Annotated in this window: 20 protein-coding genes; 10 read left to right on the forward strand and 10 right to left on the reverse strand. The window is 50.9% G+C overall.

All coding sequences use genetic code 11. The features are described 5' to 3' along the window. Window positions 1-16 precede the first annotated feature (16 nt). The 3 genes from B3007_RS10350 to B3007_RS10360 are packed head-to-tail and all read left to right on the forward strand — an operon-like array spanning window position 17 to window position 1,168. Window positions 17-259 (forward strand): DUF1653 domain-containing protein, encoded by a 243-nt coding sequence (locus B3007_RS10350; RefSeq protein ID WP_301376720.1) that lies wholly within the window; start codon window positions 17-19, stop codon window positions 257-259. Beyond that, the gene (gene ybaK, locus B3007_RS10355) at window positions 256-732 is read left to right on the forward strand and encodes a Cys-tRNA(Pro) deacylase (protein ID WP_297530954.1); all 477 of its coding nucleotides are present in this window, start codon (window positions 256-258) and stop codon (window positions 730-732) included. Before B3007_RS10350 ends, ybaK begins: the two co-directional genes overlap by 4 nt. A gap of 31 nt (window positions 733-763) precedes the next feature. Then, complete coding sequence (locus B3007_RS10360; RefSeq protein ID WP_301376721.1) at window positions 764-1,168, forward strand: hypothetical protein; 405 nt, start codon at window positions 764-766, stop codon at window positions 1,166-1,168. On the opposite strand, the gene B3007_RS10365 is transcribed toward B3007_RS10360, so the two are convergent. Continuing rightward, on the reverse strand, window positions 1,156-2,580 hold the full coding sequence (locus B3007_RS10365) for a class II fumarate hydratase (protein ID WP_301376722.1): 1,425 nt from the start codon (window positions 2,578-2,580) through the stop codon (window positions 1,156-1,158). The genes B3007_RS10360 and B3007_RS10365 overlap by 13 nt on opposite strands. Before the next feature lie 52 nt (window positions 2,581-2,632). Next, the gene (locus B3007_RS10370) at window positions 2,633-3,040 is read right to left on the reverse strand and encodes a winged helix-turn-helix transcriptional regulator (RefSeq protein WP_076515635.1); all 408 of its coding nucleotides are present in this window, start codon (window positions 3,038-3,040) and stop codon (window positions 2,633-2,635) included. Window positions 3,041-3,132: 92 nt separating this feature from the next. Here B3007_RS10370 and B3007_RS10375 point away from each other — a divergent pair, with 92 nt between their 5' ends. Beyond that, complete coding sequence (locus tag B3007_RS10375; protein WP_301376723.1) at window positions 3,133-3,990, forward strand: SDR family oxidoreductase; 858 nt, start codon at window positions 3,133-3,135, stop codon at window positions 3,988-3,990. Between the two features lie 56 nt (window positions 3,991-4,046). On the opposite strand, the gene B3007_RS10380 is transcribed toward B3007_RS10375, so the two are convergent. The 5 genes from B3007_RS10380 to B3007_RS10400 all read right to left on the reverse strand — a co-directional run bounded on the left by B3007_RS10380 (window position 4,047) and on the right by B3007_RS10400 (window position 7,720). Further along, window positions 4,047-4,364, reverse strand: coding sequence for a type II toxin-antitoxin system RelE/ParE family toxin (locus B3007_RS10380; protein ID WP_301376724.1), 318 nt, complete (start codon window positions 4,362-4,364; stop codon window positions 4,047-4,049). Further along, window positions 4,352-4,609 (reverse strand): type II toxin-antitoxin system Phd/YefM family antitoxin, encoded by a 258-nt coding sequence (locus tag B3007_RS10385; RefSeq protein ID WP_301376725.1) that lies wholly within the window; start codon window positions 4,607-4,609, stop codon window positions 4,352-4,354. The genes B3007_RS10380 and B3007_RS10385 overlap by 13 nt, the downstream gene beginning before the upstream one ends. Window positions 4,610-4,645: 36 nt before the next feature. Further along, on the reverse strand, window positions 4,646-5,164 hold the full coding sequence (locus B3007_RS10390; protein ID WP_301376726.1) for a hypothetical protein: 519 nt from the start codon (window positions 5,162-5,164) through the stop codon (window positions 4,646-4,648). Between the two features lie 75 nt (window positions 5,165-5,239). Next, entirely contained in the window at window positions 5,240-6,103 is an 864-nt protein-coding gene (locus B3007_RS10395) for an SDR family NAD(P)-dependent oxidoreductase (protein WP_301376727.1), read from the reverse strand. Between the two features lie 159 nt (window positions 6,104-6,262). Then, on the reverse strand, window positions 6,263-7,720 hold the full coding sequence (locus tag B3007_RS10400; protein WP_301376728.1) for a flavin-containing monooxygenase: 1,458 nt from the start codon (window positions 7,718-7,720) through the stop codon (window positions 6,263-6,265). 78 nt (window positions 7,721-7,798) lie between these two features. On the opposite strand from B3007_RS10400, the gene B3007_RS10405 reads away from it, so the two are divergent. The 5 genes from B3007_RS10405 (at window position 7,799) to B3007_RS10425 (ending at window position 15,159) form a co-directional block, all read left to right on the forward strand. Further along, window positions 7,799-8,464: a TetR/AcrR family transcriptional regulator gene (locus B3007_RS10405; protein WP_076515649.1), complete on the forward strand. Its 666-nt coding sequence runs from the start codon at window positions 7,799-7,801 to the stop codon at window positions 8,462-8,464. After that, window positions 8,461-9,189, forward strand: a complete 729-nt coding sequence (locus B3007_RS10410; protein WP_297530935.1) for a TrmH family RNA methyltransferase — start codon at window positions 8,461-8,463, stop codon at window positions 9,187-9,189. The genes B3007_RS10405 and B3007_RS10410 overlap by 4 nt, the downstream gene beginning before the upstream one ends. Before the next feature lie 141 nt (window positions 9,190-9,330). After that, complete coding sequence (gene tkt / locus B3007_RS10415; protein ID WP_301376729.1) at window positions 9,331-11,319, forward strand: transketolase; 1,989 nt, start codon at window positions 9,331-9,333, stop codon at window positions 11,317-11,319. Between the two features lie 147 nt (window positions 11,320-11,466). Next, on the forward strand, window positions 11,467-13,989 hold the full coding sequence (locus B3007_RS10420) for a thrombospondin type 3 repeat-containing protein (RefSeq protein WP_301376730.1): 2,523 nt from the start codon (window positions 11,467-11,469) through the stop codon (window positions 13,987-13,989). A gap of 195 nt (window positions 13,990-14,184) precedes the next feature. After that, window positions 14,185-15,159: a substrate-binding domain-containing protein gene (locus B3007_RS10425; RefSeq protein WP_301376731.1), complete on the forward strand. Its 975-nt coding sequence runs from the start codon at window positions 14,185-14,187 to the stop codon at window positions 15,157-15,159. Here B3007_RS10425 and B3007_RS10430 read toward each other — a convergent pair. Both B3007_RS10430 and B3007_RS10435 read right to left on the reverse strand, forming a co-directional pair. After that, window positions 15,089-16,051: an RluA family pseudouridine synthase gene (locus B3007_RS10430; RefSeq protein ID WP_301376732.1), complete on the reverse strand. Its 963-nt coding sequence runs from the start codon at window positions 16,049-16,051 to the stop codon at window positions 15,089-15,091. The two genes, B3007_RS10425 and B3007_RS10430, sit on opposite strands and share 71 nt — an antisense overlap. Continuing rightward, window positions 16,048-16,455 carry a YqaA family protein gene (locus B3007_RS10435; protein ID WP_301376733.1) on the reverse strand — a complete coding sequence of 136 codons (408 nt, stop codon included), beginning with the start codon at window positions 16,453-16,455 and terminating at the stop codon, window positions 16,048-16,050. Before B3007_RS10435 ends, B3007_RS10430 begins: the two co-directional genes overlap by 4 nt. 135 nt (window positions 16,456-16,590) lie before the next feature. Here B3007_RS10435 and B3007_RS10440 point away from each other — a divergent pair, with 135 nt between their 5' ends. After that, window positions 16,591-17,472: an alpha/beta fold hydrolase gene (locus tag B3007_RS10440; RefSeq protein ID WP_076515661.1), complete on the forward strand. Its 882-nt coding sequence runs from the start codon at window positions 16,591-16,593 to the stop codon at window positions 17,470-17,472. 22 nt (window positions 17,473-17,494) lie between these two features. Here the strand turns inward: B3007_RS10440 and B3007_RS10445 are convergent, their stop codons facing one another. Continuing rightward, window positions 17,495-19,129, reverse strand: coding sequence for an alkaline phosphatase D family protein (locus B3007_RS10445; RefSeq protein WP_301376734.1), 1,635 nt, complete (start codon window positions 19,127-19,129; stop codon window positions 17,495-17,497). Between the last annotated feature and the right edge of the window lie 11 nt (window positions 19,130-19,140).

Here is a 19,140-nt window from a genome sequence, read left to right on the forward strand (position 1 = left end):
GAGCGAAATACCAGAGATGAGCGAAACACCCGAGATACAACCGGGTCGCTACCGCCACTATAAGGGTAGCGACTATGAAGTGTTTGGGCTGGTCCGACACAGTGAAACAGAAGAGTGGCTGGTTCATTACCGCACGCTCTACGGTGACTTCAGCCACTGGGTACGCCCCCTGACCATGTTCACAGAACAAGTGACGACGACCGAAGGAACACAACCGCGCTTTCGTTACATCGGCGTTTACAGCGGAGACGTCGAGTGACCCCTGCCGTAAACGCCGCGAAAAAAGGCGGCATAACATATGAGCTGCTTGAATACAGCCATGATGCTAACGCTGAAAGCTACGGTCTTGAAGCGGCTGAGAAACTCGGGCTGCCCCCAGACAGTGTCTTCAAAACATTGTTGGTCAGCCTGACTGGCCATAAAAGTACACTGGCTGTCGCAGTACTGCCCGTCTCTAACACCCTGAGTCTGAAATCCATCGCTAAAGCGGTGGGTGCCAAGAAAGCCGAGATGGCCGATCCTAAAGTCGCTGAGCGCACCACCGGATACGTCGTAGGAGGCATCAGCCCACTGGGGCAAAAAAAGGCGCTCCCGACTGTGATTGACGCCTCAGCACAGGCTCTGCCACGCATTCATATCAGTGCAGGGCGCCGCGGGCTGGAAATTGCACTACATGCTGACGATCTGGCGACATTGAGCAGAGGCATTTTCGCTAAAATTACGGCAGAATAGGCTTTTTACATCAAGGCACCCTAGGCTGTTCATGAACGCCCTGCGATTAATTCCGGTTTTACTTGTCACCCTGCTGTTCACTCTGACTGGCTGCGCGCCCCTGGACTATCAGGCCGTTCAGCTCGATTCACCCGAACAGCCTGCTCAGACCGATGGCTACATCAACAAAGAAGTCAGCGAAGGCGTGCATGTTATTGAAGTGCGCCACGAGAGCTTACCTGCCATGATGCTGACCAAAGAACGGACCCTGAGTAATCTCAAAGATATCTGGCACCGCCGGGCCTCAGAGCTCTGCAAGAAAGGTTACCAGGGAGAGCCAGAAATCATCCGCCCGGATGAAGCCAGAACAGACGAGTTCTATTGCACACTCAATGTCTGCCAGAAATACTTACTGGCCTCAGGCGTTGCCTATTGCAAAGCGACTTACGAACTCTGATCTGACTCAGTCAGTGCCTGAGGGTCCATCAGAGACTCTAACTCTTCGCGGCTCAGATCCGTCATCTCTGCCGCAACATCCAACACCGGACGCCCTTGTTGATACGCGGCCTTGGCTACCTCAGCCGCCTTCAGATAACCAATAACAGGATTAAGCGCTGTCACCAGTACCGGATTCTTTGCCAAAGGTTCAGTCACCGATGTTTCACGTACCGTAAAGCCAAGAATTGCATCGTCGGCCAGGCTGGTCGCAGAGCGACTCATTAGCTGCATGCTGTCGAGCAACCTGCTCGCAAACAAGGGCAGCATCACGTTCAGCTCAAAATTACCGGACTGCCCAGCCACGGTAATTGTTGTATCGTTCCCAATCACCTGAGCACAGGCCATCGCGACGGCTTCCGGAATCACCGGGTTCACCTTACCGGGCATGATGGATGAGCCAGGTTGCAGAGCGGGCAGCTCTATTTCGCCCAGCCCTGCAAGAGGCCCTGAGTTCATCCAGCGCAGATCATTCGCTATCTTCATCAAAGCGACGGCAAGAGTCTTCAGGGCGCCAGACACCGCCACCACAACATCCTGCGCTCCCATGCCCGCAAAGCGACTGTTCGCCGGATAGAAACCCTGCTCTGCCGAACTGCTGAAATCAGTGCTTATATCGCTGTTAAGGTAGGAATTCAGATAGCGACATACACTTTCAGCAAAATCATCATCGGCATTCACGCCGGTACCAACAGCAGTACCACCAATCACCAGCCCCTGTAATTCACGGCCAGCCTCGTCAAGGTTACGCATGGCGTGTTCGATCTGTGCCGACCATCCTCCTAACACCTGATCGAAACGTACGGGCATCGCGTCCATCAGATGCGTACGCCCGGTTTTCGTAATATGTGCAAGCGATGCCGCCTTCTGCTCCAGAACTTCGACAAGATGAGAGAGCGCCGGCAACAGCTCTTCTGACAAAGCAATAAAGCCCGACACGTGCAAGGCGGAAGGAATCACATCATTACTGCTCTGGCTCGCGTTGACATGATCATTAGGCGAGACCTCAGAGCCAAGTGAACGCGACGCCAGTGTTGCAATCACCTCGTTCGCGTTCATATTTGAACTGGTGCCCGACCCCGTCTGGAAAATATCGACGGGGAAATGACTTACTAATGCCGGATCACTCAATAACTGATCGACGGCTTTGACAATGGCAGTAGCCCTACCGGAATCCAGCGTCTCCAAAGAGAGGTTTGCTTCAGCCGTTGCCCGCTTTAGCGTGAGAAGTGCACGAACAAAACGTTCAGGCATTGGCTGACCTGAAATAGAAAAGTTATCAATCGCTCTTTGAGTCTGAGCGCCGTACAAAGCATCGGCAGGCACCGGCACTTCGCCCATGCTGTCACGTTCGGTCCTGAATTGAGAGGCCATGTTACTGCTCCGTTTTAAATATAGAGTTTTGTCTGTCTGCAGGCTGAGGAGTTCAATTGACGGAGTCGAGACTATCCCGGGCTTCGAGTACTCTGGCAAAGTTCTCTTCAATCCAGTCAGCGAGTGCCATCACTTTTTCTGAAACCTCTTCCCCCATTGGCGTCAGGCTGTACTCGACAAAAGGCGGAACGACCGGATGGGATACCCGGCTAACGAAGCCATCTTTAACAAGAGCCTGAAGTGTCTGAGCCAACATTTTCTCGCTGACGCCATCAATTTTTCGGCGCAGCTCGCTGAAACGGTGTGTGCCGGTACGCAAACCAATCAGTACCAGAACGCCCCAACGACTCGACACATGATTCAGAACATCCCTTGACGGACAGGGGGCTGCAAAGAGATCTCCGCGTTCGAAGCGTTCTGATAGCTTCGGCGACTTTTTTGTTTCTGAAGGTCCACTCATCATACTTACCTTTTGGTGCGTACTTACTAAAAGTAAGTATAGCGTCTAAAGTGGTTTCATCACACAACGAAAGCACATACGGAGTACATACAATGATTGCAATCACCGGAGCCTCAGGCCAACTCGGACGCCTTGTTATCGATGAACTGCTCACGACAACACCTGCATCAGAAATAACCGCACTGGTAAGAACCCCAGAAAGTATCAGTGATCTCGCTGAGCGCGGGATCACCGTCCGCCAGGCTGATTACAATGAACCAGGCACGTTGATCGAAGCCCTCAAAGGCACTAAAAAATTATTGCTGATTTCTTCAAGTGAGGTGGGACAACGTGCCCAGCAACATCAGAATGTCATTAACGCTGCGAAAGAAAATGGCATAGGGCTGATTGCCTACACCAGTATTCTGCACGCCGATACCTCGCCCCTCGGGCTTGCCGAAGAACACCGTGCCACCGAAGCCATACTATCGGAATCTGGCATTCCGTTCGCCCTGCTGCGCAATGGCTGGTACAGCGAAAACTACACAGCAGGCATTCCCGCAGCGCTTCAGCTGGGCACACTCTACGGCTGTGCAGGCGATGGTCTGATCGCGTCTGCAGCCCGAGCAGACTACGCCGCTGCTGCTGCGAAAGTATTTACCATGGACAATCAGAGTGGCAAAATTTATGAACTGTCTGGCGATAAAGCCTACACACTCGCAGAGCTGGCGGCGGAAATCAGCCAACAAACCGGGAAAGAGATCGGTTACGTCAACCTTCCTGAAGCAGACTATGCGTCAGCCCTTGAGCAAGCTGGCTTACCTGCACCACTGGCACATATGCTTGCCGATTCAGACACGGGGGCTTCACAGGGAGGTTTGTACGATAAAAGCCAGACTCTGAGCGGACTCATTGGCCGACCAACGACGCCCATCGCAGAGTCAGTGAAAGAGGCACTGAAGGGAGGTTAACCAGATCTTCATTACTCTGAGAAAGAAGGGCGCCTGCCGGGTTAAGCCAGGCGTCCTTATTCAGATCCAGCAAGAAAGCGGCGGACATCACGTTCATGGCGAAAAACATGAAGAATAAACACCTTGCTGTTCTCAACTCGGTAGAAGACACGGCAAGGGTTAACAATAACTTCGCGGTAAGGAAAACCCTCGAGTTCCAGAGGGAAACGCCCCGACTCAGGAAATTGGGCAAGACGCTCGACAACTTCAAATACACGAGACACCAGCTCACTGGCTGCCACCGGATTAGAGAGCGCTATATATTCTGCTAACGACTCAAGATCCTGAACAGCTGCCTCCGTCCAGATTACTTCAACCGGAGTTATTTCATCCATTTTAAAAGCCGGTCCTTAGCTTCACTATGAGACATAACGCGACCATCCTTAACCGCTTGCTCTCCGCGAGCGATCCCTTCAAGGATGCTCATGCGGGTCATCAACTGCTCGTAATCATCAACATCCAAAAGATACGCCGATGGCTGACCATGTTCTGTAATCAGCACAGGCTCTTTGGTTTCGTGAAGATCAGCAAGAATGCGGGTTGCCTGACGTTTCAGGCTGGTCACTAGCTCAGTTTTCATAGCTGATACTCGACAATATAAAGTATCACTATAGTATCACTTATGACGATAACGCAACCATCGAAAAATCTTATGCCACGGCGGAATAGTTACTATCGAGAGGATAATCATCAGAGGAGTAAGCCACTTTACCGCGCGATTATAATCAGTATTGATCCAGAAATAGGCGTGTCGAATCATGAGCTCATCCAGTAAGGCTTGATCATTTTTACGAATTTGTGCCACGAAGTTGTAATTTCCATCGACTGAACGACGAACTTTATCGATACATAACCTTTGACCGAGAAGTCCCTCTCTGAAAGCCTGCCATAGTCCCGCCTGAGCCGAGCGAGGCTGATTTACCACTACCTTTTTAAATGGAAAGTCACTGACGAAGTGCACGACAGGCCCATATTTACCGGCTTTTATCCTCCTGACTACTCCACATTCACTTCGTCTATCTTTCAATAACTCTTCGGATGGAGAGGGCTTTGATCCGACATTAATTAGAACAAGAATAAATAGAGGTAAATATCTCAAAAGTGAGACAACAACATCCTTGCGATAATTTTCCATTTCAAGATCCTACTGGAATAAAAAAACGCCACTGCATTTTCATGCAGTGACGCTTTTATCAGAATGCCTCAGCTATTAAGCAGTTTTGTTCTTCTTACGGTTCTGGTTTGCCTGCAGTTTCATAACCGAAACGATGACTTTCTGGTACCAGGAACCCAGAGTACGAACCATCAGGTCAAACGCAACAGCATCTGGGCCAATCAGTACGCGACGCTTGTTTTTCTTAACGCCATTGATGATGGTTTTTGCTGCTTTGTCTGGTGTGGTGATAAACAGACGCTCGAATTCTGCTTTGGAGTCATCTGCGCTTGCGCCAGTGATTTCAGACGACTTCTCGTTGAAGCGAGTCGACTGAGCAATATTGGTTTTGATACCACCTGGGTGTACACAGGTAGTACTTACACAAGAACCTGCAATATCCAGATCCTGACGCAGAGATTCGGTCAGACCGCGTACCGCGAACTTAGAAGCATTGTAGCCGCTCATCAGGGGCTGAGACGCCAGACCAAAGATACTGGAGATGTTCACAATGTGGCCTTCACCAGCGGCTTCCATGTGTGGCAGGAACGCTTTCGTGCCGTACAGTACGCCGTAGAAGTTGATGTCCATGATCCACTTATAGTCTTCAATAGACAGATCACCCACGGTACCCGCCAGAGCAACACCCGCGTTGTTGAACACCAGGTTCGCTTTACCATGGTCTGCGACAACCTGATTTGCCCATGCGTAGAAGGCGTCTTTATCAGATACGTCCAGTTTCTGGGTAGTAATCTTAACCGGATATTGTTTAAGCATCTCGGCCGTCTCAGCGAGACCTGCTTCGTTAACGTCGCTCAGTGCAACGTTACAGCCATTCTGTGCCAGGTTGATAGCCAGCGCACGGCCAATACCAGAACCTGCACCGGTTACTGCTGCGACTTTTCCGCTCAGATTTTTCATATTTTTCTCCTTCAGGCATCAGGCCGACGCCTGAAAAGTGTCTGTTGTCATACGTTTTTTATGATGGCTAAACTGTACGTTAACTCACCGTATTTCAAAGGGTGCTTTCGGCCAATATATGATCAGAAAACACCCCGCTTTGGCGTAATTTAAAATCACTCAACGCATAGTGTGATCAGCACGTTTGAAGTTTTTCGCCAGCAACCAGAACGCCCAGCTAAACCCCGGGAACATAGCGATTACTTTGCCGCTTTTGCTCTTATACCAGGAGTTACAACCGCCTTTTTCCCAGACGGTTTTCTTCATTTCGCTGTGAATATGGTTGGTGTAACGCTCTTCCGCCTCAGGTGTCACTTCGATCGATTTAGCATGCGCACCACGCACTCGGTGAATTGCCTGCATGATGTAGTTCATCTGGGCCTCGATAACGAAGATCGCTGACGTGTGGCCAATACCTGTATTCGGGCCGGTCACAATGAACAGGTTCGGGAAATCAGGAATGACTGTACCCAGGTAAGCGCGAGGATAATCTTCCCAGACATCACTGATCGCTTTTCCACCACGACCAACAACCGGGTAAGAGATAACGCCATCGGTTGCGTCGTAGCCGGTGGAGTATACGATCAGATCAAAATCGAGTTTCTCACCCTTCTCTGTATTAATTCCAGTTTCTGTGATTTCGTCGATACCGTCAGTTTTATCGTGCAGGAACACGTTATCGCGACAAAACGCTGGGTAGAGGGTGTTCGACAGAATAATACGCTTACAACCGATCGTGTAATCAGGGGTTACTTTGGCGCGCAACTCCGGATCTTTAATCTGACGTTTGATATGTGCCAACGCTGGTTTTTGCGCAGCGGCCTTGAGGCCGGCTTCAGAATATTTAAAACCAAGAATACGGGTTTCAAGCGCCCAGTAAATACTCCAGCGAAGCAGCTTATAGATAAACTTATTTTTCAGGAGTGCACGCTGCCATGGCTTAAATTTCTTATCGTGACGCGGCATAACCCAATGCGGAGTACGCTGAAAAACGTGCAGTTCTTTCACGTCTTTGGCGATTTCTGGAATTATCTGGGCTGCACTCGCGCCGCTACCAATAATGGCAACTTTTTTGTCTTTATAGTCGTAGCTGTGGTCCCAGTCGTTGGTGTGGAACGACTTACCTTTAAAGTTATCCTTACCCTTAAAGTTCGGAATAACCGGTGTGCTCAATGGACCAGAGGCATTAATAATAAACTGGCTCTCGTAAACTTCGCCGTTATCGAGGTGGATATGCCAACGGCTGATGTCATCCTGCCACTCAACTTTAGCAACGTTACAACCCGTGTGCGTGCGCTCACGCAGGTTGTATTTACTGATAACGAACTCTGTGTACTCGTTCAGCTCTTTCTGATTGGCGAACATCTGCGTCCACGGGTACGGCTCATGCGAAATGGAATACAGCGGTGACTGAACATCGACCGCAGCACCCGGGTAGGTATTCTGAGACCAGGTGCCGCCCATAAAGCTGCGACGTTCAAGGATGACGAAGTCTTCACGTCCCTGCTTGATCAGGTTAATAGCGGCGCACTGTCCACCAAAGCCGCTACCGATAATGACAATGTTGTGTTGCTGCATCTTGCTTTACCTCGTTCATTAAACGCACGCCCGCCAATCTGACGACACACGATGTCACTTTACTTCTGACGACACGTGATGTCAAATAGCCAAATGACGTCTACCAATACCACCTCATCGGGCCGCAGTTACCGGGGTTTAACCCCTGAGCAGCGCACTGCCCAACGCCGCGAACGCTTCGTTGAAGCCGGCCTGAACCTGTTCGGGAACGAAGGTTTTCACGCCACAACGGTCCGTAAACTCTGCAAAGAAGCCGGCCTGACCGATCGATACTTCTACGAAAGTTTCTCGTCTATGGAGGAGTGCCTGATTGAGGTGTACGAGCGATGCTTGCAAGGTATTCTTGCCCGATTGCAGAAGTCTCTCATTAACCTCGAGGGCAAGACCTTCCCGGAAGAGTTGATCCGTAGGCTCCTCAATGACTTCTTCGCTGAGATGGAAGACCCCAGAGTAGCCAAAGTCTGTATGTTTGAAGCTGAAGGCGTCAGTGATTACATGCACGGTCTTTACAATGATTATATTCGCCGCTTTGTTATGGTTCTGATGGGCGCCTCACGGGCTTATGTCAAAGAATGGCCACTCAATACCGAAGAAACAGAAGTCCTCGGCAATGCAATCGTTGGTGGTATTATTCAGGCCACTCGCAACTGGGCCGTCAATGACTATCACCTGAGCCGCGAATCACTAGTGAACGGTATCATGGTCATTTTCAAAGGCTCTCAGCTTCTCTTAGGCGAAAAATGAAACTCGAAGACATTCGCAAGCTGCATCAGAAAAAATATCGTCAGCTTCACCAGAAGTTTCTGGTCGAAGGCGAGCACCTGATTCTGGAACTCGAGCGAGCTGGTGCTGATAACCCAGTACTGGTGCGGAATACGATCCTGTACGTGACTGAACAGCACAAAGACTGGCCTGCGCCCTTCGAGAAGAAAGTCATCAGCAATAAGCAGATGTCTCAGTTATCGGACACGAAATCACCGCAAGGTATGATCGCCGTTGTAAATATGGCAGACCTGTCTCCTGCGTCAGCGCCTGAGCTTAAGTCTGTCTACCTTCACGAAATTCAGGACCCGGGGAATCTGGGCACCATCATCCGCACTCTCGGCTGGTTTGGTGGTTTCCGCCTGCTGCTCAGCCCCAACAGCGTTGATCCATATAACCCGAAGGTGGTTCGTTCCAGTATGGGTGCCATATTCCATGTCCCGATGGAACTTGATGTCGGCCTGATGTCTCTGCCCCACCGCTTCCGCAATATCGCCACGCTGGATATGCATGGAGAGCACATGAGTCACTCTTCGTTCAGGGGCTGCGACTGCTACGTCTTCGGCAATGAAGCCAGAGGCGTACCGCGCGAAGCACTCGAAACGATTGATCCGCATACCTTTACAATCAACGGCTGTGGTGCCATCGAATCTCTGAATCTTGCAACAGCGGTTAATATGGCGGCGTACGAGATCAACCGTCTCTGACTCTTTACAGTTTTATCTGATCATAATCCGCCCGACGGCGTTGCCCATTTCCGGTACTTGAGGGACAATAGCGCCCCTTTTTCGGCTGCCCCTGATGATGGTTGCCGACAATGCTAAGCAATCGTGATCAGGAGTCGTTACATGACCACCCGTACCGAACTGGCAAATGCCATCCGCGCACTCAGCATGGACGCCGTGCAGAAAGCCAAGTCAGGACACCCAGGCGCCCCGATGGGCATGGCAGACATCGCCGAAGTTCTCTGGAACGACTATCTGAAACACAACCCGGAGAATCCGGAATGGGCCGACCGCGACCGCTTTATCCTGTCTAACGGTCACGGCTCTATGCTGATTTACTCCCTGCTGCACCTGAGCGGTTACGATCTGTCAATCAACGATCTGAAAAACTTCCGTCAGCTGCACTCCAAAACTCCGGGTCACCCAGAGTACGGTTATGCACCGGGCATCGAAACCACCACGGGTCCATTGGGTCAGGGTATCGCCAATGGTGTCGGTATGGCACTGGCAGAGAAAGTTCTGGCAGGTCAGTTCAACCGTGAAGGCCACGAGATCGTTGATCACAACACCTACGTATTCCTGGGCGACGGCTGCATGATGGAAGGTATCTCCCACGAAGCCTGCTCTCTGGCTGGCACACTGGGTCTGGGCAAGCTGATTGCCTTCTACGATGACAACGGCATTTCTATTGATGGCGAAGTGGAAGGCTGGTTCACTGACGATACCGTTAAGCGTTTCGAGTCCTACGGCTGGCAGGTGATTCCTAAGGTGAATGGCCACGACCCTGAAGAGATCAAGCAGGCTATCGACACCGCACGTGCGAACAGCGATCAGCCAACCCTGATCTGCTGCAAAACCATCATTGGTTTCGGTTCACCGAACAAAGAAGGTAAAGAAGAGTGCCACGGCGCGCCTCTGGGCGACGACGAAATCGCGCTGACCCGCGAGCGTCTGGGCTGGAAACACGGTTCTTTCGAAATTCCTGAAAACGTATACGAAGGCTGGAGCGCGAAAGAAAAAGGCGCTGCGGCAGAATTCGCATGGAATGACAAGTTCGCGGCATATGAAGCTGCCTACCCAGAGCTTGCTGCTGAGTATAAGCGTCGTATCGCGGGTGACCTTCCTGCAGACTTCGCGGCGCAGGCCGATGCCTACATCCGCGAATGTCAGGAAAAAGGCGAGACAGTTGCTTCGCGTAAAGCGTCTCAGAACACACTCAACGCCTTCGGCCCAATGCTGCCTGAATTCCTCGGCGGCTCTGCCGACCTCGCAGGCTCTAACCTTACGCTGTGGAACGGTTGCAAAGGTGTGAGCGAGACTGACGCTTCTGGTAACTATATTTTCTACGGCGTGCGTGAATTCGCTATGAGCGCCATGATGAACGGTATTGCACTGCACAAGGGCTTCGTACCGTACGGCGCCACCTTCCTGATGTTTATGGAATACGCACGTAATGCCGTACGCATGGCTGCCCTGATGAAGCAGCGTGCGATTTTCGTCTACACCCACGACTCTATCGGTCTGGGCGAAGACGGCCCGACCCACCAGCCAGTGGAGCAAGTGGCGAACCTGCGTAATACTCCAAACCTGCAGACCTGGCGTCCTTGTGACACGGTTGAATCTGCGGTGGCGTGGAAATCCTCTGTTGAGCGCAAAGACGGCCCATCGGCGCTAATCTTCTCTCGTCAGGGTCTGCCTCATCAGGACCGTAACGCCGAGCAGGTTGCCGCCATCGCCCGCGGCGGTTACATCCTGAAAGACTGTGCAGGTACGCCGGACGCCATCATCATCGCGACCGGTTCTGAGGTCTCACTGGCGATGGAAGCGGCTGAGAAACTGAGCGATAAGAACATCCGCGTTGTTTCTATGCCTTCTGCCGAAGTCTTCTGTGCACAAGGTGCTGAATACATGGAGCAGGTACTGCCAGCAGCAGTCTCTGCTCGCGTTGCGGTTGAAGCACTGCACAAAGACTACTGGTACAAGTTTGTCGGTCTGAACGGCGCCATTGTTGGCATGGATACCTTTGGTGAATCCGCACCAGCAGGCGAACTGTTCAAAGAGTTCGGCATCACCACTGACGCAGTCGTTGAGGCAGTAAACGGCCTGCTGTAAGTGCTTACTAAGTAGTACTCAACGTCGTTAAAAAACCGGGCCGAGTGCCCGGTTTTTTTATGTCAATCCATACTTTGTCGCCAAAAGCCAGCCAGCTGTATTGACTGCCGTGATAAGCTCTACTCAAACACTAATAAGGAAATATCCGTGTCCAGAGTCATCAGCCTCACAATACTTCTCTCCCTTCTTAGTTCACCCTTCGTACTTTCAGATACTGATAGTGATGGAGATCTGATTCCTAACGAGTCTGACAACTGCACGGAGATTGCCAATGCCAGCCAAACGAACTCTGATAACGACCAGTTCGGCGACGCATGTGATGATGATGACGATAACGACGGTCTCAGTGATGCACTTGAAACGCAGCTAGGCACTGATCCAACCGATTTTTCTGATCGACTTAACGATACCGATAATGACGGTAGCAGCAATCTTGCGGAGCTTCTGCTCGGCTCAGATCCAAATGACGAGACATCGACTCCTGATTCAATAGAATCTAAAGACTTCAACATCACTGATGATCTCGATAGCGTCATTCATTTTACTGGCATTAAAGGGACTCAGGAGGTGAATGGAAATACATTCTCAATACCAGCCCCTTTTGAACACGACCTTGCCGGAAGCGTAATAACTCAAGCTGATCTTGCAGTCAGGCCTTTGAATAGCAGCGTTTTGTATCTGGAGTCTTTTGCTTTCGCAATCGAAGATCAGCTTGAGTTTTTCGTCAATGGGAATCCAGTCAGTGTAAATATTAGCGGGTATTTCGATGAACTCGTTTCCTTACCGATACCTGCGGGCATCTCGATTGTTTCCATCAGATACAACGAGCCAACAGAAGCGAGAGATCGCCTGGTGATGGGGAATATCTTATACGAAGAGGACTCAGATGAAGATGGCCACTCTGACAGCCGGGATAATTGCCCAAACACCTCTAACCCTGATCAATTAGACATAGACAAAGACAATATTGGTGACCTCTGCGACGATGATGCAGACGATGACGGCTTAACCAACCAGCTTGAATCTGATCTAGGCTCAGATTATTTAAACCCCGACGATTATGACATGGACAGCGATAGCGATGGGGTAAGCAATCTTATCGAAGTGCTATTGCAGTCTGACCCCATGTCAGCGGCTTCAACACCAGAGACGAAAGACAATCTCGACGTAAAATTCGGAAGTACAGCACAGTCCTTCCTTATGGTGAGCCAGGGAGGGGTTCTGATAACAAACGACAATGATGTTGACTTCTTTTTGCCCCCATATGAGTTAGAAGAAGACCATTCTTCAAATCCCTCAGCAAACGGCCGATTTGTTTTCGCAACTAACTTTACTGAAACGCAGATCATCAACCTCCTTATAGCGATCGAAACTGCCCCAGATACCGTTGCAATTACCGAGCTATCCATTGATGGTGAGACATTGTTACCTACTTATGACCCATCAGTAACTGCAGTTTTGATAACGGACGGACCCCGTTTAATCTCGGTCTCTTTCTCTTATGAGCTAGTGGATGGCGAGACACCACCATACCTGACTGTAAAACGCCTCGTTAGTGGACAAGATACGGAACCTTACTACGATGAACTTGATAATCTCGTTGCTCCTCTGGATACGTGTCCGATGGTCCGGTCTGGCTTAACGGACAGCGACGGCGACGGTCTGCAAGACGAGTGCGACTACGACGACGCAGATTCAGATTCAGACGGGGTTCCTGATGGCGGTGATAATTGCCCTAACGTATACAATCCACTTCAGGAAGCCTTAATTGAAGATTACGATTTCTTTGGCGATGCCTGTAACCCCGATGACGACTTTGATGGTATTCCAGATGCTATTGAAGATCAGCTGGATTACCGGGACTCACGGGGAGGGGATCTGATTCCTCTCCCATGGAGTGGGTTTATGTACGATGTCGGCCTCGACTCTGATAACGACGGCGCCCACGATATCTATGAGATTAATACAGGGACAGATCCTTTCACGCCCGATGAGTTTAATACAGTGTCGCTCGTTGATTATTTACCTCTGGGAGAAATAACGTATACCTATCGGTCTAATTATCCGACTATTTTTCCGGAATACCTCGTCGAATATATTGAAAGCGTGTCACCCGAAAATGAAAATAAATATGGAGACTCGACGCTCACATATTTCGGTGAGCCAAGGATGACCTACTCCGTAGGTAAAAATGGTATCTACTTTCATAGTGTCGATAACCCATACACGAGAGAAGTTGAGATTATAGATATGCCACATTTTCCTTTCGAGATTCAGGAGGGTGGTAAGGTTTCGACAGACAGACCCGAGGGCTGCACTATAGAGGAAGATTGCGTGCACCACTGGTTGGTCATGCTGGATAAGGGCACTATGGAGTTTCAGGGTGAACCCCATGAATATGTCACGCTGGCGTCTCGAGCTTTTAGTCAAAATGTGTACTACATATACCTCAAAGATATCGGGCTTTACGGCACGCACTACATGAATCTGGTCGACTATAAAATTAATAGTCGGATTGATGTCGAAGCCGTGGCAGCAGCTCTGCCGGATGAAGAACAGACAGAGAGTGTAGAGACAGCGCCCTCTTCCGGTAGTGGTGGCGCAGTCAACCTGTTCTGGCTGGTACTCGCTTCTCTTAGCCTGCTATCACGCAGACGTTCTTCAGTCTGAGGCTACAAAGAAGCGTTATAAAACCGGGCCGAGTGCCCGGTTTTTTTATTCCAGCCAGTTTTGACCCTGACAGAACCAGTCAGCAACCCTCTTTAATCAACCCGCACAAAAATACTGCTTTCCGCCCCCTTGCTAAACACGCCACAGGGTATATCTTGAATGAATACTGGCTAATGATAATTGATAACGTTATCAATGAAATATTTTCTTATTTTCATGCTCGCGGCTTGTTCTGCTCAGGTTGTCGCTGAGGCGCAGATCTTCGGACTGGTTGCTAAGAGCACGTCTGACCCAAACTTTGTGTTGGCGTGGCATGCATGTGACAAAGCAGCCCAGGGAAATGGAGACTTTTGCGAGTTGCTGGGCTCCTCAGAGCCAGCGAACGCGCACTTACAGGCCAGAGCTATTGAATCGGCGCTCACCAGTGATCGCTACGCTGCGATTGCTGTTTCAGTGACACAGTCATCCTTCATTGCAGATCGCCTGGATGAAGCCAGCATTCCAGTGATGACGTTTGACTCCCCCTTTAAAAAGGAAGAGAAGCTCGCCTCACTCCCGTACGTCGGCGCCGACAACGAAGCCTTTGGCCGGGACTTGGGCAGACTTGCGCTTGCAGCCGCTCCCGGGGCGGGCAGCATCTGTATCATGACGGTAGATCACGACCCTAACCTCGCAATTCGTGTCGATGCGCTGCGTCGCTATCTCGCCGGCGATCACCCGCTTAAGTCCGGGCAGCGTTTATCGGGAGAAGGTGGCTGGACGGAACCGACCCGCTGCCCCAAACTACCCAGCGCTAATCATCGGGAGGCCCTGCATCAGCTAACGGGAATTTTGCTGGATGTCCGACCCGACTTGTTAGTATCAGTAGGGCATTGGCCAATCGTCAACGAACGTGCATTTATTGCAACGATGTCCGCTCTCGGAGACGAACAGCTAAATACGCAGATTATTGCGGGTGTCGGCAAGATCAGCACAGGGCACAGAGAGATGTTGCGTCAGGGATTACTGCAAGGATTAGTAAGTATCGACTTCGAAGATATGGGACGCCTTGTTTATGAACAACTCAGGTACATGGTAAATGGTGAAGCCGTATCCCAGGTCACATACACAAAAAGTATTCTCGTGCCAGCTCAACCTCTGTTGGATGATCAAGCGCTGAAGGTAGAGTAAGGGTAACTTGCTCACCCGGGAGGTTGAGCACCAACTTGCTCGCCACCAGTAACTGATGACTGGCACCGAGTTCCCGAAGATCCTCAGCCGATAGAGGAGCATCCAATCTCTTCAGGTAAAAACTGCCATCGAGGGAATAGATCTTATCGCCCACAATGGGGTGCCCCTGCGCTGCGAGGTGAGCACGAATCTGATGCTTGCGGCCGGTATGGATCCGACACCGGATTAAAGCGCTCTCCCCACCCTTTTCGATCACATCAAACTCCGAGTGACACTGTTTCACGCTTCGGTATACGGCAGAATCAGCGTCAGAGACAGGATACATACGTGTCCGGATTTCGCTGTCTACTCGCTCTGACAAGGGAGTAAAATCTTCCAGGTGCTCCCAGGAAGGTGCTCCCCAAACGCACGCATAATACTCCTTAACACCCACCAGCCGGTTCAGCCGCTTCTTCCAACGTCGGTCTGCAGCCTCATGTTTTGCAATAAGAATAAGCCCTGCAGTCTCTGCATCAAGCCGATGCATCAGGCGCGCATCCCGCCACGGGGTATGCCTGCGTATTTCTGAGATCAGAGTACCGAACAAGTTACGGGTGGTGCGGCTTACGGGCAGTTGGTGGGGTTTACATATCACCATCAGGTCGTGACGTTCCCAGACGATCTGCCAACCGCCCGCTACTGCATCCTCCTGATGATCCTCCAGGAGCACTGAAAGCTCGCCGCTACCTGGTAAGTACTCAATTTCGTTCAAAGGCGTACAGCCCAGAGTGGCTCTGGCAAGAAGTTGAGTACGTTCGTACTCCGAATGCCGGGGAAGCAGCCAGAGCAGGAAGTCATCAGGCGTTCGCCCTTCGTCCGCTGCGCACAAAGTCGCCTTCAATAGATAACTCATAGATGGGTCAGCCCCGCCCAGACACTGTAGATAAAAAGGTAGCGCAGTGCTTTGCCTATAAAAATAAGCACAAAAGAAGACTTCCACGGCAGCTTCGCGATGCCGGCCAGCCCCACAAGAATATCTCCAAGTAATGGCACCCAGCTGAACAATAACGACCAACGACCGTAACGCGCAAAAAGGCTCTCAGCAATCTGGAAGCGGCGCGGCAACTCGTGTGAGCGCTCATAGAGCTTTCTTCCACCCATGCCCAGTCCGAAGGTTAGCCAGCCCCCGAATGTATTCCCGATAATCGCAGCAGTAGTAACCAGCCAGGCAACCGCGCCTTGCTCCAGCAATAACACCAGATACCACTCGGACCCGACAGGAAGGATTGAGCCCGCGGCCAGCGCCAGCAAGAACATAAGGCTGGCTTCTGCTATAACTTCAAAAAAGTCCCTTTCGACCATAGTGATAATACAGGTGTCTGATAAAATAAGACCCAATTTTACCAGTCAGGGCGTCTACGGTCGCCAACATTGCGGATATCAGAGGCCAACATGCTGCAGTCGTTGTTTAAAGAGAAGTACGGCATTCCACTGGATGAGATCAAGCGTCGCCACGCTTACGCTGATTCTAAGTTCATTCAGGTTCAGGGAATGGATGTGCATTACCGTGATGTTGGTGAAGGCCCTGTGCTCATTCTGTTACACGGCATGTTTTCATCACTGCACACATGGGAAGAGTGGATTGATACCCTGAAAGAAGACTTCCGGGTAATCGCTCTCGATGCACCAAACTATGGCTTAACTGGTGCGCACCCTAAAGGCATGTTTAAACATATCTACAGTGACTTCCTGAACGACTTTACCGATGCTCTCGGCATCAGTGAGTGCATGCTTGCAGGTAACTCGCTGGGCGGCTGGATGAGCTGGGAGTTTGCGGGCCGTTATCCGGAGAAAGTCAAAAAAGTTATTCTTATCGATTCGGCCGGTTTTCTGTTTGTCACTCCCTGGCTCCTGATATCGCTGGCCTTGCCCGGTGCAACCTTCTTAAGCCAGACCGTGAAGTATCCTAAAGCTGCATTCTGGGCGGTAATCAAAGATGTGTACGGTGATCGCTCTAAGGTCAAAAAAGAAAAAGTAGATCTCTATTACGACCTGTCGATGCGGGAAGGCAACCGGGCTGCTTCTGCACGTGTTGTTCATTACATACGAAATATTGGTGGTTTCCGTACCGGCTATATGAAAAACATGAATCAACCGACACTGATTATGTGGGGTAAAAAAGACCGCTGGATTCCTCTTCGCCACGTAAAATCTTTTATGAAAAAGATCCGTAATTCAGAGTCTGTGATATACGACGACGCTGGTCATATGCCGATGGAAGAAATTCCGGAAATCAGTGTCAAAGATGCCCGCGAGTTTTTATTGAGACCCTGAAACCAGCACACTAAAGAGCGAATTAATTTCCAGAGTGAAGGGCGGCGATCATATCAGTTGCTGCCCGCTCATCACCCGCAGACCAGTTTCTCAGGTACGAAAGGTCCTCTGAGAAATCAGCTAGTTCGATCGACGATGCCACAGGCTTAACAGGCTGAGACTCAATGTATCGGTATTCACCGCGCTTCAGTTTCAATGCTTTCAGACAAGCGGAGTCATAACGTGGGCTATCAACACGGTTAACCACCCACCACTCGGCTTGCAAGTGGTCATGGGTAATGTCGAGTAAGACAAACCCGCGATAATAAAAATCGATAAATTCCAGATGAGGCATCACCTGCATTAACGAAGAGCCCGCTAACGCAGCCGTTGTTTTATTACTGATTCCCGGCGATGTCACCGCGGGTGTGACTAATTCGAAGCCTATCGGAGTGTCGATTGAAGTGAATGGGTCATCATTCAGTGTCATAGCCCAACCTGAGTGAATATCGCCGGTCAGCACACCAAAATTTTCTACATTGTGCCGGCGAATACAATCGAATAAGCGACGACGTGCCGCAGGATAACCATCCCACTGATCGTAATTAAATGGCTGCTCCGCCAGTCCGAATTGCGCCATCATCACTTGCTGACCAAGCAGCTTCCAGGTGACCCCCTCCTGCTGTGCTGAAGCCAATCGGGTCTCCAGCCAGGCTTCCTGCTCTGCGCCAAGTAAGGTTCTTTCCTCCGCATTGATTGCGTCGGGGGTTTCCGCCGGTGCATCCCGTCCTGCAAGGCGGGTGTCCAGCACCGAGAGATCCAGAAGGTTACCGAAGCGGTATCCGCGATACAGAGCCAGTCGGCCGGTGTGGCTGATTTCGCGAACCGGCATCCATTCGTAATAAGCCTGTACCGCTGCACTTAAGCGCTGCCCCCACTCACCCTGTATTAACGAGTGATTAGCAGCACCGCCCTGCCACGCATTATTCGCTACTTCATGATCGTCCCAGATGGCAATAAAAGCATGCTGGCGGTGCACTGCCTGAAGATCTTTATCCGCCTTATAACAGGCATGCCGGGCCCGGTAATCTTCCAGCGACACGGTTTCGCCCAAAGGCTCATTTACCCGACCGGATGCCAGCGACTCTTCAATATTGGCGTATTCGTAGATGTAGTCGCCCAGATGAAGTACGACGTCGAGGTCATGACGATGTGACAGTTCGCGATATACATTGAAATAGCCTGCGGCGTAATTTGAACAGGAGGTAAAGGCAAGCCTGAGGTGATCGACGTTCCCTTCTGGCAGTGTCCGGAATCGACCGGTATCAGACCAGTGCCCGCGGGCGTAAAACGCATAGAAGTAGGTTTTGCCCGGGAGCAAACCACGAACATCATGTTTAACAGTAAAGTCCCGCTCTGCTGAAGCCAGCCCCTCTCCTGAGGCAACAATACCCTGAAGAGAGCGATCGGTTGCTACTACCCACCGATATGGCACAAGATCCCGGTCGCCGTCAGGGCTGATTCGCGTCCAGAGAATAATAGCGTCGGTCAGAGGGTCACCACTGGCAATGCCGTGGCGAAAAGGAAATCCAGCCTGTTTTCTCTGATCTTTACCGCCGGGGAACAGAAAACCACTGGCGAGACTATCAATCAGAAACTCCCTGCGAGACAGAGGCATATCGTCGGCTC

Origin of the sequence: Thalassolituus sp. UBA675 (assembly GCF_002297765.1) — a bacterium.
Taxonomy (GTDB): Bacteria; Pseudomonadota; Gammaproteobacteria; order Pseudomonadales; family Oceanobacteraceae; genus Thalassolituus.